Origin of the sequence: Janthinobacterium sp. EB271-G4-7A (assembly GCF_020858075.1) — a bacterium.
Taxonomy (GTDB): Bacteria; Pseudomonadota; Gammaproteobacteria; order Burkholderiales; family Burkholderiaceae_D; genus Janthinobacterium; species Janthinobacterium lividum.
The window spans coordinates 129,356-144,120 of the sequence record NZ_JACYMI010000003.1; the positions used below are offsets into that span (position 1 = coordinate 129,356).

Annotated in this window: 17 protein-coding genes; all 17 read right to left on the minus strand. The window is 60.1% G+C overall.

What is annotated here, in order from left to right; all coding sequences use genetic code 11:
* Positions 1-3 precede the first annotated feature (3 nt).
* On the minus strand, positions 4-3,120 hold the full coding sequence (locus IGS58_RS20965) for a phage tail tape measure protein (RefSeq protein ID WP_230522581.1): 3,117 nt from the start codon (positions 3,118-3,120) through the stop codon (positions 4-6).
* A 135-nt stretch (positions 3,121-3,255) separates the two neighbouring features.
* On the minus strand, positions 3,256-3,369 hold the full coding sequence (locus IGS58_RS20970; protein ID WP_230522582.1) for a GpE family phage tail protein: 114 nt from the start codon (positions 3,367-3,369) through the stop codon (positions 3,256-3,258).
* Between the two features lie 8 nt (positions 3,370-3,377).
* A complete protein-coding gene (locus IGS58_RS20975; RefSeq protein WP_230522583.1) occupies positions 3,378-3,686 on the minus strand; it encodes a phage tail assembly protein in 309 nt (102 codons plus the stop codon).
* A 37-nt stretch (positions 3,687-3,723) separates the two neighbouring features.
* Complete coding sequence (locus IGS58_RS20980; RefSeq protein ID WP_046682355.1) at positions 3,724-4,233, minus strand: phage major tail tube protein; 510 nt, start codon at positions 4,231-4,233, stop codon at positions 3,724-3,726.
* 58 nt (positions 4,234-4,291) lie between these two features.
* Positions 4,292-5,467, minus strand: a complete 1,176-nt coding sequence (locus tag IGS58_RS20985; protein WP_230522584.1) for a phage tail sheath protein — start codon at positions 5,465-5,467, stop codon at positions 4,292-4,294.
* A gap of 31 nt (positions 5,468-5,498) precedes the next feature.
* The gene (locus tag IGS58_RS20990; protein ID WP_230522585.1) at positions 5,499-6,008 is read right to left on the minus strand and encodes a hypothetical protein; all 510 of its coding nucleotides are present in this window, start codon (positions 6,006-6,008) and stop codon (positions 5,499-5,501) included.
* Position 6,009: 1 nt separating this feature from the next.
* A complete protein-coding gene (locus IGS58_RS20995) occupies positions 6,010-7,665 on the minus strand; it encodes a phage tail protein (RefSeq protein WP_230522586.1) in 1,656 nt (551 codons plus the stop codon).
* Entirely contained in the window at positions 7,662-8,282 is a 621-nt protein-coding gene (locus IGS58_RS21000) for a phage tail protein I (RefSeq protein ID WP_230522587.1), read from the minus strand. The genes IGS58_RS20995 and IGS58_RS21000 overlap by 4 nt, the downstream gene beginning before the upstream one ends.
* Entirely contained in the window at positions 8,275-9,186 is a 912-nt protein-coding gene (locus tag IGS58_RS21005; protein WP_230522588.1) for a baseplate assembly protein, read from the minus strand. Before IGS58_RS21005 ends, IGS58_RS21000 begins: the two co-directional genes overlap by 8 nt.
* Positions 9,183-9,527: a GPW/gp25 family protein gene (locus IGS58_RS21010; RefSeq protein ID WP_230522589.1), complete on the minus strand. Its 345-nt coding sequence runs from the start codon at positions 9,525-9,527 to the stop codon at positions 9,183-9,185. The genes IGS58_RS21005 and IGS58_RS21010 overlap by 4 nt, the downstream gene beginning before the upstream one ends.
* Complete coding sequence (locus IGS58_RS21015; protein WP_230522590.1) at positions 9,524-10,186, minus strand: phage baseplate assembly protein V; 663 nt, start codon at positions 10,184-10,186, stop codon at positions 9,524-9,526. The genes IGS58_RS21010 and IGS58_RS21015 overlap by 4 nt, the downstream gene beginning before the upstream one ends.
* 202 nt (positions 10,187-10,388) lie before the next feature.
* Positions 10,389-12,317, minus strand: a complete 1,929-nt coding sequence (locus IGS58_RS21020; protein ID WP_230522591.1) for an AAA family ATPase — start codon at positions 12,315-12,317, stop codon at positions 10,389-10,391.
* Between the two features lie 57 nt (positions 12,318-12,374).
* A complete protein-coding gene (locus IGS58_RS21025) occupies positions 12,375-12,842 on the minus strand; it encodes a phage virion morphogenesis protein (RefSeq protein ID WP_230522592.1) in 468 nt (155 codons plus the stop codon).
* Complete coding sequence (locus IGS58_RS21030; protein WP_230522593.1) at positions 12,839-13,327, minus strand: phage tail protein; 489 nt, start codon at positions 13,325-13,327, stop codon at positions 12,839-12,841. Before IGS58_RS21030 ends, IGS58_RS21025 begins: the two co-directional genes overlap by 4 nt.
* On the minus strand, positions 13,311-13,823 hold the full coding sequence (locus IGS58_RS21035; RefSeq protein WP_230522594.1) for a lysis system i-spanin subunit Rz: 513 nt from the start codon (positions 13,821-13,823) through the stop codon (positions 13,311-13,313). The genes IGS58_RS21030 and IGS58_RS21035 overlap by 17 nt, the downstream gene beginning before the upstream one ends.
* The gene (locus tag IGS58_RS21040; RefSeq protein WP_230522595.1) at positions 13,820-14,380 is read right to left on the minus strand and encodes a glycoside hydrolase family 108 protein; all 561 of its coding nucleotides are present in this window, start codon (positions 14,378-14,380) and stop codon (positions 13,820-13,822) included. The genes IGS58_RS21035 and IGS58_RS21040 overlap by 4 nt, the downstream gene beginning before the upstream one ends.
* Positions 14,380-14,751, minus strand: coding sequence for a hypothetical protein (locus tag IGS58_RS21045; RefSeq protein ID WP_230522596.1), 372 nt, complete (start codon positions 14,749-14,751; stop codon positions 14,380-14,382). Before IGS58_RS21045 ends, IGS58_RS21040 begins: the two co-directional genes overlap by 1 nt.
* Positions 14,752-14,765 lie beyond the last annotated feature (14 nt).

Consider the following 14,765-nt stretch of genomic DNA (forward strand, 5'->3'; position numbering starts at 1 on the left):
TTCTTAATCGTGGTCGCGCAGGGACGAGCGGATGCGCGCCGCCTTTTCGCGGTCGCGTTGATCGAGCACCGCGCTTACCGCGCGCGCGATGGCCTGGGGATCGGTGCCGGCCTGCACATTGAAAGTGATTTCGATCTTGTCGCCCTGGATGGTCATGCCGGCGCCGAACCCGCCCACGGGCAGCGGCGCGCGCGTGTCGAAGGCGCTGGCGGGTAACGCCGTGGCCGTGCCGATGGCGATGCCCGCGCCCAGTTGCGTCAGGCGCTGCGCCAGACCGGATACCTTGGCAATCGGTGCGCCCTCGCTGCGGTCCAGGCCTACAGCCAAGCCCTGCATGGTGTAGTCGCCGAGCTGGGCAAACACGCGGCTCGGGCTGTGGATGCCCAGCTTTTCCTTGAACCAGGCAATGGTGCTGGAACCGGCGTTGCTGATGGCGTCCTTGACGGCGCCCATGGAACCCGTGATGCCGTTGACCAGGCCGCGCAGGATATTGGCGCCGAACTCGGTAAACTGGGCCGGCAGCTTGATGCCGAACCAGCTCAGCACGCCCGCGAAGGCCTGGTAAAACACGCCGACCGGTGACCAGTTGATAATCAGGGCCGTGATGCTGCCCATGCCGCCGGCACAGACGGTGCGCAGGCGCGACCAGATATCGCCAAAGAAGGCGGCGATAGGTTGCCAAGATGCGGTGATGCGCTGCAGGATGCTGGCGCCAAAGTCGGTGAACTTGGCCGGCAGCGCGATGCCGAACCAGCCCAGCACGCCCGCGAAGGCGCGATAGAACAGGCCGAGTGGCGACCAGTTAGCAATCAGGGCGCTGACTCCGCCGATGCCGCCGGCAAAGGCTGTCTTGATCTGCGACCAGATGCCAGTAAAGAAGCCAGCCAGCGGCGCCAGTCCTTTGGCGAAGCGGCCCCGGATGTCGGCGGCAAAGTCGGTGAACCTGGCCGGCAGCGCAACGCCGAACCAGCCCAGCACGCCCGCGAAGGCGCGATAGAACAGGCCCAGCGGCGACCAGTCGGCGATCAGGCTATTGATGCCAGTAAAGCCGCCGGCAAACGCCGCCTTGACGTCTAACCATAGGCCGCCAAAGAATCCCTTGATCGGTTCCCAGTATTTATAGATCAGGAAGGCGGCGCCGGCAATGACCGTGATGGCGATGCCAATCGGGTTCATCAGAAGAGCGCGGCCCAGCCACAGCACGGCACGGCCGGCCCACATGAAGGCGCCGCCCAGGCCGCGCAGGATCGGCGTGAGCACGCCACCCGTCACGCCCATTTTGGCGAACATGACGTGCAGCATGGCGTACGGGCCGATCATGGCGGCAATGCCCAGCATCAGCGGGCCGAGCACCAGCAGCAGGCCGGCCAGCACGGCAAAGGCGGTAATCATGACCTTGGCCGTGGTCGGGTTGCGCTCCATGAAGGCATTCAGGCGCGTCATGGCGGCAATCGCCATTTCCAGTCCCTGCGTGTACATGGGCAGGATTTTTTCGCCCATGACCAGCTTCAGGTCGGAAACCTTGGCCAGCGTTTCCCGTTCCGCGCCGGCCCCGAGGCCACGTGCGCGGACGTGCAGGCTGTCCATGCCCTCAGAATTCTGGTTCAGGCGTTCGCTCTTGCGGATCTGCGCGCGCTGGTCGACCATGCGCATCAGGAAGGCGGCGCCGTTGCTATTCGATACCAGGGCGCCGATCTTGCTGTTGATCTCGTCCTTATCCGTGATGCCCTTGGCCGCCAGCTTGGGCAGGAATACTTTCTCGATCCAGTCGAGCGGGCTTTTCTGGAACAGTTCGCCTTCCAGCAGCGCGCCGGCCTGGATATATTTGATTTGGCCCACCTTGTCATACTTGATGTGCTTGCCGCTCAGCAGGCCCAGGCTTTGCATTTCCCTGGCCGCGCGCTGCGTGCCCTTGCCCTGGTAAATGTTGTTGTAGAGGGATCGCCAGCCCACGCCCGCAGTTGAGCCGCCCAGCTCCTGCAGCATGGGTTCCATCTGGTTGAAGAAGGCATTGTCGTTCAGGCCTTTGCCGGCCACGCCGCTGCGGATCGTAAATTGCCGCCAGTCTTCGCCACCGACGCGCCCGCCCGTGGCCGCGATTACCTTTTGCACGCGGTCAGCATCGCTCTTGAAGGCTTCGACGGAACCGGCGTTGCCGCGCAGTTCGATGACCTTTTGCATGGCGAACAGTTGAGCGTTGCGCTCGCCTGCCGATTCCGGGTAGAGCGTATCGTTGATGAATTTCATCTTCGACATGGTCGGCAGGGCCATTTCCGCGTGGTGGCCATCGGCGAAGATCGAGATGGAATCGCGGATCATTTCCGTTTTTTCCAGCTGGCTGACGCCATACGTCTTGAGCTGCTTGGCAAACTCGATGGCGTGTTCTTTTTCCTGGCCCGTGCGCGTGCCCAGCGCACGGATGCGCGCTGTTTCGATTTCGTAGTGTTTCGCTTCGTGCAATCCCTTTACCACGGGGGCGCCGATTGCCGCGCCCGCCACGGTGGCGCCCACGCCAGCGCTGGCCACGCCGCCGGCGATGGCCTTGGCCTTTGCCGCGCCTTGCTGGGCAGTGGCCACGCGATCCTGGCGCGCCTTGAGGGTGGCCAGCTTCTTCTGCTGGATTTCCAACTGCGTGTTGGCTGCAGCGATGTCGGTGGCCAGCGTCCGTTCATGCTGGCGCATTTTTGACGTACTGGTGCCTGCGGCATCCATCTTTTGCCGCACGAGTGTCAGGTTTTGAGCCAGCTTGAGTTTGCTCCCGCTGATCCTGGTCACTGCCGCATCGGCCTGGCCGAGCGTTGTTTTCAGGCTGCGCAGCTTTTCCTGCGACTGACTATATTTCAGTTCCAGCCTGGTGAGGTTGTCGCGCGCCAGCGCAAAGCTGGCCGACAGTTTGCCGCTGGGTTCCCGCGTGCGCATCAGTTCAAGCTGCAGGCCTTTGAATTCGGTGCGCGCTGCCCGAGTCTCGCTTGCCAGCTTGTGCTGCGCCAGGCGCTGATTGTCGAACGCGACACGCGTGTCATTCAGGGCCAGCTTGCTCTTTTTCAGTTCGCTCGATGTGGTGCGAAATTCTTCCTGCAGCTTGCGCAGGTACTTGGTTTCCTTGAGTTTGTCATTCAAGCCTTTCAGGCGCTGGCTAACCTCCTGCAGTGTTTTGCTGGTCGGGGCAACTGCAGCACGTATTTTTTTGAGGGGCGCTGTGATTTTGTCCAGCGCCGAAAACACTACCTGTAACTTCAAATCCCGACCAGCCATCTATTCCGCTCCGCTGCGTTGCCTGGCGCGTTCGCGCCAGCCCATCAGTTCATCTATCGTAAAACCGTCCATCGCTGCCGGCGTCCAGTGGAAGACGCCGGCAATGTCGGCCATGGCGTCTTCTACTTCGCTGGGGATACCGAAAGGCGATCGGCTTTGCTCGCCAAAAAACCGGCGACCTCGGCGCCCACGGCCAGCAGGTCGGCCGGGTCCATGTTGGCGATGTCGTGCACGGTCAAGGTCGGCTCGGTGATGCGCGGCAGCACGATCTGCAGGGCCGACACGTTCAGGTTGGCCAGCTCGATCAGGGAAATGCCGCGCAGGGCGCCCGCCTTGGGCTTGCGCACGGTGAGCGAGGTGATAAAGGTGTCGCCGCGCTTGATCGGTTCGTCCAGCTCGATGACGGCTTGGTTTGTGTTTTCGTTGTTCATGCTGTGTTCCTTGTTGTGGTGTGTTTAGAAAAGGGGATTACAGGCCGATGGCCTTGCGGATGGCGGCATTCGTGTCGCCGCCGCCAAAGTTCTCGGTGCCGCTCATGAAGTCCAGTTCGATGACGGTGGCGCCGTCGATCATCAGCTTGTAATAGCTGCAAGCCATCGTGTATTTGTGGGTGGTGTCGTCGCCCATCTTGGCGCCGCCCATATCGATTTCCTTGTAACGGCCGCGTACGACGACCTCGACGGCGGCAACCGTGCCATCGTCATCTTCCTGATAGGCGCCGGCAAAGCGCAGTTGCACGGCGCCGTGCGTGTGCGCGCCGTACTGTTTCAGGGCTTCGGCGATCAGGCCGCCGCCGCTCCATTCCAGCGACAGCGCCTCATTGCCGAAGTCCACGGACACGGGGCCGCTCATGCCGCCGGCGCGGTACTCTTCCATCTTGCGGCTCAGTTTCGGCAAGGTGACTTCGGGCACCATGCCCATGAAGGAGACGCCGTTCTGGAACAAGTTAAAATTTTTCAGTTTGCGGGGCAGGCCCATAATTTCTCCAGTGATTCAATGCGCCCGCGCTGGCGCGGGCAGGGTGGTGATTGGACGGTTACGCGGCGATACGCGAGGCGAAGTCGGCCAGGTAGCGGTCGGTGATGCGCTGCTGGAATTTCAGGTTTTCCAGCGGCGGCACGGGCGTGTAGTCGTAATCGATGGCCAGCTTGCCGTCTTTCAGCCCGGCCTTGTCGTTGTATTGCTCGTCATACCAGGCATGGCCGTCGATGATGTAGCCCTGCAATTTCAGGTCGCGGAACTTGGCGTTGATGCTTTCCAACAGGTCGCGCACCAGGGACGGATGCAAGGGCACATCGACGTAGGCGAAGTGCGCCTCGGCGATGGTGTCGGCCAGTACCTGGGCCGTGCGCGTGTAGCTTTCGAAATAGAAGAAGCCTCCTTGCGCCTCGCAGGTGCGCGAACCCCAGAAGCGGTAACCGCCCATGTTGATCAGGGTCGTGACTTCCTTGGCGTTGAGCATGCCGGCATCGGTGGCCGGGTCTTGCAAGTCGAAAAACACATCCTTGCTGATGCCGGTCGGGCCGTTGACGACCACGTTCGACAGCGTCTTGTGCCAGCCCGTTTCCTCGTCGATCTTGGCGCGCAGGCCCATGGCATAGGCCACGGCGGAAATGCTGGCTTCGGCATCGATGGCGGTATCCCAGTTGACAAAATCCGGCCAGATGAGCATCAGCTCGCGCTGGCCGAACTGGCTGCGGTAGGTGATGGCTTCCGTGGCGGTGGCGCAGCCGTAGGCCGACGCATAGGCAAAGGCGCGCAGGCGCTGCGCCACGCTGGCCAAAGCATTGGTCACTGCCTGGGTGTCCAAGCCCGGCGCGCCCAGGATGCGCGGTTTCACGCCGAGTTTGCTTTGTGCGGCCAGCAGCGCCTGGGTGCCCAGGTACTTGCCATCGGGCGACACGCCGCCCACGGCATTGCTGGTGGTTTCCGCTTCCGTCTCGCCCTCGGCCACGCGCACAACGATGGTCAGGGGCTTGGTCTGCGCGGCAATCGCTTTCAGTGCGCGGTACAAGGTGCCCGTCTTGCCGGCCTTACCCATGGCGGCCAGCACGTTGGTGACAAGCACGGGCGTGTCGAGCGGGAAGGCCGCCGCGTCGGCATCGTCGGCCGTGGCGATCAGGCCCAGCACGGCCGTGGAGACGGTGCGGATGGGGCGCGAACCCTCGTTGATTTCAATGACGCGCACGCCATGGTGGTAGTCGGTGGCCATAGGGCTCTCCTGGTGAGTGGTGAATGGGGCGTTACTGGGTGGATGCCATGCCGGCGGTATCATCGAAGGCGCGCCGCGCCTCGCCGGTCAGCGTTGCAGCGATGCGCGCGTATTCGGCGTTGACGGCCGCTTGCAGCGCCTCGATGTCCTGCGCGGCGGCAACCATCGGGCAGGTGGTGATGTCGAGCAGCCACGTGCGCGCCGCCGCGATGGCTTGCACGGTATCTGCGTCGCCATCAGCCATGGCGGCAAAGCCGATGCCGGCCAGGCGGTTGAGGATCGCGTCGCGCGTCTGGCGCACGTTGGCCAGGTATGGGGCGGCCAGCACGGCAAAGGGCAACGGCGGCGGCGCGGCGATGTCCCACTTGCCGCCGGATTTTTTACGGATGGTCGCACCGGCGCTGATTGCCTCGCGCAGCATGGCTTCATCCTCGGGCGTGACCTCGACGCCATCGGCCGGCCAGGTGCCAGCCGCTTCATACGCGGCTTGCATGTCCGCCGGAAAGAAGCCACGGACCTTGTTGGAATAGAGCATCGTCATGTTATTTTCCGATGGCAATGAAATTGGCGGAGGCATCTGCAGCGGCATAGGCGTTAAACCCGGTAATAGTGGGAGAATCGGAACTGACGTAGCCCGGATAGTTGCCGTTCGATACGGTGAGGAAGACACGCAGGCACTGCTTCGGAAAGGCATACTGAAAGGCCACGCGCGTGCCCGCCGGCCCTGCCGTCACGGAGCCCCATTGCATGATGAAGTCGCCCGGCAGTTTCAGATCGCCGTCGGGCAGCAGCCGGGATGCAAAGTCCGCATTGCGCCACAGCTCGGCGGTTGAAGCGATGACTCGCCAAGTCTGGTTGGTGGTCGCCATCAAGGTGAGCGACTGCCCTTTTTTGAGGATGATGCTTGCCGTGGCGTCCGGGGCCACGAGCGACGTTCCGACACCGGCGACCAATTGCGCGTTATATGGGCCGGTGCAATGCAGGTGAACGCACGCCCCGGCGGTGTGAGGGATATTCAGGGCTTGCGGCGTTGGAATGGTGAGCGTCGTTGCGGCAATACCAAGCAGGAGAACAGAACCGGCGTCATCAGCGGTAAGCGCACGGTCAGCATCCACACGAGCGAACCCCACCATGCCACCGCGCGCGCGCTGGACAAAATCGGTGTTGGCCAGCTTGGTCGATGCGTCAAACTTCGGTGGCGTCACCACTTCTTTCTTGCTGTATTGGGAGTGCGGATCGGCAGCATCCTGGTGCTTTGCCAGTTGCTGGTCGCCGTAGGTGCGTGCACTGGTGTCCTGCTGATCGACATAGGCGACCTTGGCCAGCAGCGGGTGCGGATCGGCGGCGGCTTGGTGCTTGGCCAGTTGCTGATCGCCGTAGGTGCGTGCGCTGGTGTCTTGCTGATCGACATAGGCGACTTTCGCCAGCAGCGGGTGCGGATCGGCAGCAGCCTGGTGCTTGGCCAGTTGCTGGTCGCCATAGGTGCGCGCGCTGGCGTCCTGCTGATCGACATAGGCGACCTTCGCCAGCAGCGGGTGCGGGTCGGCAGCGGCCTGGTGCTTGGCCAGTTGCTCCTCGCCATAGGTGCGTGCGCTGGTGTCCTGTCGGTCGACGTAGGCAACGACATTGCGGACCTGCTGATCGACGTCGGCGACCTTGGCCAGCAGCGGGTGCGGATCGGCAGCGGCCTGGTGCTTGGCGAGTTGCGTGTCGCCATAGGTGCGCACGCTAATGTCCTGGTCATCGACATATTTACGGGTGGCCAGGATGACGGACGGATCGATTTTCAGCTCGATGGCGGCCGTGCTGGCGACGATCAGCACAATGCGTACCACTTGCGTGCGCGCGCTGCCCTCGGCCATCACAGGTTTGTAGCTCGGCGGGCAGTTGGCCACCGCGCACAGGTCGCCCGCCTCGTCGTAGATACCGATTTCGCGTATCCACCAGCCACCCACGTTCTCGGGCAGCACCTGTTCGACGATGATCTGGCTGCTGTTGGCCGGGTCGACCGTCAGCTGATTCAGGCCGGCACGGCGCACTTCATGCACCAGCGCCTTTTGCGTGCGCGATGGCATGGGCAGATTGCCGTTGCCGTCGCCCACGGCCAGGCTTTTCAGTTTCAGGGTTTGACCCAGGGCGATGGCATTGGCCAGCTTGGCCTCGCCCACTTCGGTCAGGATGGCAAAGTATGTGCTCATGGATAGATGGTGAGAGTGTCGATGGTATGGGATGCGCCGGCCTGCAACAGCGTGCCGCGCACTTCGATGGTTTCCGCGATCCAGGGATACACGGTCATGCTGTCGCCGTGGTAGGCGCAAGCGCCCGCGTAGATGCTGCCGCGACTTTCCAGATAAATCGCCAGGCCCGTCATGTGGCGGCTGACGGGCTTGGCGTCGGCAATCAACCGTTCCATTTCCTGAAACATGGCGCCCGTGATGCCCGAGTCCAGCACGCCGACATCGAGGCGGAAGGTGCCCGGCACGCCCGGTGGCGTGGTCTGCCACCATTCGGTGATGCGGATCAAATAGCCCAGGGACTCGACCACGCGGCGCACGGCGGCAATCGTGCCCTTGTGCTTGTGAATGAAATAGGCCGCCTTGATGCTGCCGCGCTTGATCGATTCGGGCCAGGCGTCGTCCCAGCGGTCAACGGAACAGGCCCAGGCCAGGAACGGCAGCAGGGCAACCGGGCAGCGGTCGGCATTCCACAGGTCGCGCAGCGGCACGGGCACGTTGACCAGCTCGGCGCAGGCTACGGCAATGGCGCGCTCGAGCGCCGTGGTGTTGGGTGGCAGGGTTGGCACGACCTTATTCATCGAGCACCACGACATTGAGCTTAATGGCCGTGCAGCGCGCGGCCTGGGTGGCGTTCAGTTCGATGTCGGCGGCCGGGCTGCTCAAGACGATCTTGCGCACGCCTTCGACGTGGACGGCGGCGCTGCAGGCAGATCGATAAATGCTATGCCCCAGCGGGCGGCGCGGCTGCGACACGCGCACGGCGTTGGTGCGCGCGGCATCCAGCAGAATCGGCACTTCCGGGCCGACGCCGATAAACAAGGTGGCCTCGATCTGGTAGTCGATGACTTGGGCGGCTTGCACGCTCAAGCGGTCGCCCAGGGGGCGCACGTCCTCGGCGTTGAGCGCGCGCGCCACGGTGGCCAGCAGCGCGGCGTCGGCGATGCCTGTGTCGTTGTTGGCCAGCACCGTGACGATGACGTGCGCCGGGGCGGGGCTGGTGGCGCTCGCGTCCTTGACGCGGCCGTCGCTGCTGCGGGCGTGAAATTCGTAGGAGGCTTTCGGGCCAGCCACGGACAGGCCGTCAGGCGCTTCCTGGATGCGCAGGCGATAGGCGTCGTTATCTTCCATGACGGCGGCCACGGGCGGCAGGGCGCTGGAATTGGCCGGTGTGATGGTCAGGCGCGCCACGTTGACGTTGGCGCCCAGCTGGTCCAGGTCGCCGTCGAGGGCAAACGCCAGCATGACGGCCTTGCCCGCTTCGTTGACGCGGTTGCGCAGGATGGTTTCCTGATATGCGTTCTCTTCCAGCAGCTTGGTGGCCGGCTCCGATTCCAGCTCTAGCAGGGCCGTGACGGCCGCGCGCTCGGCTTCCGGTAGCAGGCTGACCAGATGCGCTTTGCGCTTGGTTAGAATGGCTTCGAAGTCCAGCACTTCCACCACGCTGGGCGCCGGCAATTGTGTCAGGTCGATAGGCGTGCTCATACGGTGCCCCCTTGCTTGACGGGCACGGACAGGGTAATGCCTTGACCATTGGCAGTGCCATCGAGCAGCAGCGTGATGGCGCCGTCTGTGTCGCGCGTGAGCTGCACACTGGCAAGCTGCAAACGCGGTTCCCAGCGGCGCAGGGCAAAGGCGGTGGCGGCATAGATGCGCAACTGCGTGGCGCTGTTCAGGGGCTGGTCGATCAGCTCGGGCACCTCGGACCCGTAGCGGCGGCGTCGGATGCGCGAACCCATGGGCGTGGTGATGATGTCGGCCACGGATTGGCGCAGGTGGTCCAGGCCCGTCAGGCTGCACCCGCTGGCGGCGTGCATGCCCATCATGGTTGCGGCCCGCCTGTTTGGTCGCCGCCGGCCTTGACGCCGCTGTGCGGATGCCTGACCAGGCTGATGGCGCCGGCCAGCACGTCCTCACTGGCCTTGATCGTCCCTTGCACGGCCATGGCCACGCCGCCAGCGGCGCCGGCCTTGGCGTTTACGCCGCCATTCAGGGCGGTGGCGCCGTTCACGGTGGCCGATTGCTCGACAAGCAGATTGCCCATGACTGTCAGGTCGCCCGTGCAGATGGTGCTGGGCGCGTTCGACGTGACCTTGTCGGCGGTGATGGTGGCGGTGCCGCTGGGTAGGGTGGCCGTCAGGGTATGGGCCGCATGGTCGTACTGCACCACGGCGCCGTCGGGGTAGTGCGTGGTGTGGATGCTGTCGCTGGACTCGGGAGCATCAAATTCCTGCGAGTACAGGGCCGGCAGGATGATGCCGCGCGTCAGGTCGCCGCCTGGGGAAAAGACGATCACCTGTTCGCCGACCGTGGGTGCCGACCAGGTGCGCGTGCTGCCGGCGCGTCGGGTGGCCCATTTCAGCCATTCGGTGATGAGGTTTGGCCCGAGCCGCACGCGCGCCTTGGCTCCTTTGACCTCGGCGATAGTGCCCAGGCGGATCAGGTTTTGCAGCAAGCGGAGGAGGTCAGACAGGACGGCGTTCATGCAATGCATGTTGCCGAAGTCCGCGTGCGGATGCACGCGGGGGCGGGTTGATATACCGTTTAGTAGCTCGGACTATGGTTGATACATGCTCTCCACGGAAAGCTCCTCTGTTTGACCTCAGATCAAAAAAAGTTTTTTTGATAGCTATTCTGTGAATTAGAGGGCGGAGATAAGAAATTTTTCACAGCAGATATCAGGGCTGTTATTTTTTTCCTTTTTTTTGCGGCGGGTTAAAAATCAATTTAATTTCTTCAATCCAGCGAGGCGTGACATGCCATGGGTCTTGAGTATATGCGTTGGCAAATCTAACTTTATTATCATCAATGTCAAAATATTCGGACATCATACGTTCGTTTAACGATGGTGAAAGATCTAAGTATCCATATGTTGACTTTGATGAATCATTATATTTTTCATTTTTTACAATTTCTCTAAGAGCAAGGACGCTTGGCGAGTCGTCCAAAATTTTTACTGTCCTTAGGAAATTCTTCGGATCAAGAGCATGCTCTATTTCCGTCGCTGGTGAACGTTTTTCATTTTGCATATCTACGAGAATACATTCATTTTCTTTGCTGTTGTAGATTATTCTTTTAAAGTCAATGTATTTTGCATCGTTATATGTGGTAACACTTGGAAGTTGTTCGTCAGTGTCAACTAGACACAATACCCGCCCAGTTGGTGAGTATGCTGTGTCATTGAGTGGCTTTATAAGGTATTCATATGCTCGGCGGACTTCTTTAAATCCACCCAATGGAATTATTCTAAGATTGTGGCTTTTCACTAAGCTTGATAAATAATATTCTAAGTATATTTTATCTGATAGTCCCTCGCATAGAATCCAATTATATCCATTTTGACGAATGATGGATGACACAATTGCTTGTATTAAATCGTTATGACTTTTTAGCTCCACATCTAATGCCACGGCGGAGGATTGTGATTTTATTTTTTGTTTTATTTGTTCGTGGTAATTATATAGGTCAAATGAATGAAATTCTATTTTTCCATTTGTGTTTTGCATAGCATGGGCAATACCTTCTTGTAATATTGGAAGGAATCCATACCAGTGAGTCGTAATTAATACTTGAGTTTGAGGTATCGTAAGTTGAGGGATTTCAGCGAGCCTGGCAAACTGATCATGACATGCAGAGGTATGTAATGAAGCATCTGGTTCATCTATAGCGAGCAATACTGTATGGCCACGCGCTTTGCTTCGCGCTAGTAAAGAATAGGCAAGATCAATTAAGGCCCGTCTCTTTTCACCCGCGCTCATGTCGCGTATGGGTAACGAGGTGCCGTCTCTTTTTCCGTGCAGTATTTTTATTGAAAAGTAGGCCTCGAAAACTTTTTCGATAAGATCGTTCATTGTAAGTTTATTTTTATACGATCCTTTATACTCATATTCTTTTAAGCTGTTGCTTATGTCATCAATAAAGTTTCCAAGTGATCCATTTATTGCAGCTACCGTTGATGATCCAATTGAGTATTCAATAGCTCCCCGGATGTTTTCGTCGAGTAATTTTAAAACATGCTTTGATTCTAACGCTGAGTAGGCACTTGCGTCGGCTTCAACCGGTATATAAAAATACGCATAAATATTTAATATTTTTTGGAGTAATATCGTTAAGTCCTTTTCTGATACGCCTACTCCTTCTAACATAATTTTTAGTTCTGGATCTGTTCCAAAAGATCCGAGAAATACTCCATTTTTTGGATATTGCTTGCCAATTGCAATTAGATAATGACTTTGTTCTGAAAATCCTTTTTTTGTTAGATTATCTCGAAGGGTGTAGAATTCACTGATTGCGTCAACAGTTTTGTAATCCGTATTCCAAAGATATGAGCTTAAAAGTTCAACTTCAGCGGAGCTTTCCAGTAACGATCTTTCAATTAAAAATATTGGCATGATAAAGGGAACTTTATCATCGCCTGAAATCCCGCCGTCGGATCGTGCTTGTAAATTTATGCTCCACTCACCACCGTTAAAGAACTTATCTAGCGCATCAAGTATCGAACTTTTCCCTACTCCATTTGCCCCCATGTAAGCTGTGAAACTAGGCCCGGTACTAATTGGAATGAAGTTAATTTTTTTGTATGTTTTATAGTGACGTAGGAAAAGGCCGACCAGCATTGTGTACTCCACGGTTATAAGCTTGTGATGAGTGTACGCCTGTTTCGATGCGAAAAACTAGCAATCCAGGATGTGCTTGAGGAGGGATTCTCGGATCAACGTCCGATCCGCCTCACTGAATCCCAGCAGCGGACGGGCCGGATAGCTGTATTTTGGCCCTTTATTGGAGACGCTATCCGTCAAGCCCTCATGATGCACCCGTGCGACCTGCATCACCTTACCCACGAAGCCGACAGTCAACTGGCCAGGATCTGCTTGCACCTTGAGGTATTTAGCGGTGCGAATCTTGTTGAACATTGCGGCCTTCTGGCGTTTGACGCGTCCTTTCTTAACCTTGAGTTCCCTTCGCTTTTTGCGCGCCGGGTAGGCCGCACCATCCGGCCCCTGCTGCGCCTTGATGCGCTGCGCTTGGCTGCGGCGCAGGTCGATGGCGACCTTGTGATTGATGGCGCGGCGCTGGGCCGGCTGCAGCTTGGCCAGCAGGGCACCGGCCCAGGATTCCAGCGCGTGCAGGTCGTCACTCATGCTGTCGCCTCGGGCGTGCGCCATTCCGCCAGCAGCTTCTCGCCGGCATACAGCTTCCAGAACTCGTCCGCGTAGGCCGGCATATGCTGTATCTCGGCCAGGTGCTTGATGTCCAGGCGGCCCGCCTCGCCGGTCTTGACGGCCACGCGCTCGGTCAGGTCCAGCTTGATCGAGATATCGACTGTCTCATGGTTGTTGAAGTCGACTTCAAAGGCAATGCCATGCTTGCGCCGCTCTTCATTGGCCAGCAGGTCGAGCTGGTGGACTTTTAGCCAGGCTAACAAGGCCACCATGATGGCGTCGGCGTCGCCGGCGTAGTCAGTCACGATCAGGTTGAGCTTGAAGCGGTATTCGAACGACAGCGAGGCGGTGGCATTGGCCACCACGTTGCCCTCGTCGGCGAAGACCAGCAGGCGGTCGGGGTCGCGCTGCAGGTCGGGGATGGCGGCGGCCAAGTGCTGGCGCAGGCTATTCGGTTTGTACATGGTAGGTGTCTCGCACGGTGTTGTAGGCGTCGATGCAGGCGTTCAGCTGTCGGGTGGCGTCGTCGCCGTCGCCGGCAATGGCGTCAAGAGCTGCCGCAGTCGACGGGTCAAGTTCGGCGCGCGTTTGGTGCTGATCGCTTGCGGCAGCGGTGGAATCTGCAGTTGCTGCGCAGTGGCCGCCGGCGACGGGGATTGACAGGCGCACAGCGCCACTGCGCACGTCAGCATTGAAACGGTCACGTTCAGTTTTCGCATGGGTTTGCTCCTGGTTGAGGTGGTCGGCGCGCTGCGCCAGGGCAGCGCCGGCGGCGCGTTCCAGCGTGAGCACGCGGGCGGTGGCCTGGGCCAGTGCGCTGGCGGCGGTGCTTTTGTTGGTGGCGGCCTCCCGCCGCAGTTCGGCAATGCTGGCATCCTTGCGCCAGTCCTGCGCCGTCCAGCCCGCGATGGCGCCGCACACGAGAACAGCGGCCAGCGGACGCCAGGTGGTGGTGGTCACATGGCCACCCGTTCCTTGATCCAGCCGAACAGAAAACGGCGCTGGGTCGTGTTGGCCTCGGTGATTTCCAGATAGCGCGCCGCCTGCAGACCGTTCAGGGCGCGCAGCAGCACGGTGGCGCCATCCTGGCCGCGCCATTTCAGGAAGGATGCAAGGGCGCCCAGCGACTGCGCACCCAGGCGGCCATCGACAAACAGGGCGGGGTAGCGGGCGCCCGTGTCGTTGAAACCGTTCAGCCAGCGCTGCAGGAACTCGGCCGCGCGGTGCGGCCCCATGTTCACGCCCGTGTCGATCACTTCGGCGCCGATGCCGGCGTGCAGGGCCAGCACTTGGTCGAACTTCGGTTCCGTGATGTAGCGCACCGTGTAGATGGCGCGTGCCACGGCCTCGGGCAGATCGCGCATCGGCCCCGTGTAGCCGTTGGCGCGCGCCACGGCCACGGTGATGCCGTAATTGGTTTCGCCGCCCTTGTCTTGCGGGTCGTTCACATAGCCGCCTTCGGCGCGCAGGATGGCGTCGATGGTGCGCGCGATCAGCGGATTTTCCGTAGTGGCCATCAGAGCTCCTTCGCGTCTTTGACCAGCTCGGCGATGTCTTTGTCGCTGCGGCGCTGGAACCACAGGGCCACGGCGCGCGATACCCACCAGCCGGGCGCGCCCACGATCAGATCGATGGCGGAGGCGTTGACCATGGCGCCGATGGCCGGGAGCTGGGCGCACAGCAGCTGGTAGACGGTGCCGCCCAGCAGGCACGAGAACACGCCGGCGCAGGCCAGGCGGGCGACGAATTCGCCCTTGTTGAAGGTGCCGTCGCTGTTCAAGGGCGGCAGCACGATGTACAGCATGGCGGCGCCGGCCATGCCCAGCGCCGCCTTGAAGCCGTACAGTTTGACCAGGGTGGCGAAACCACCAAACGATTCTGCGGACATTGCTTGATTCTCCG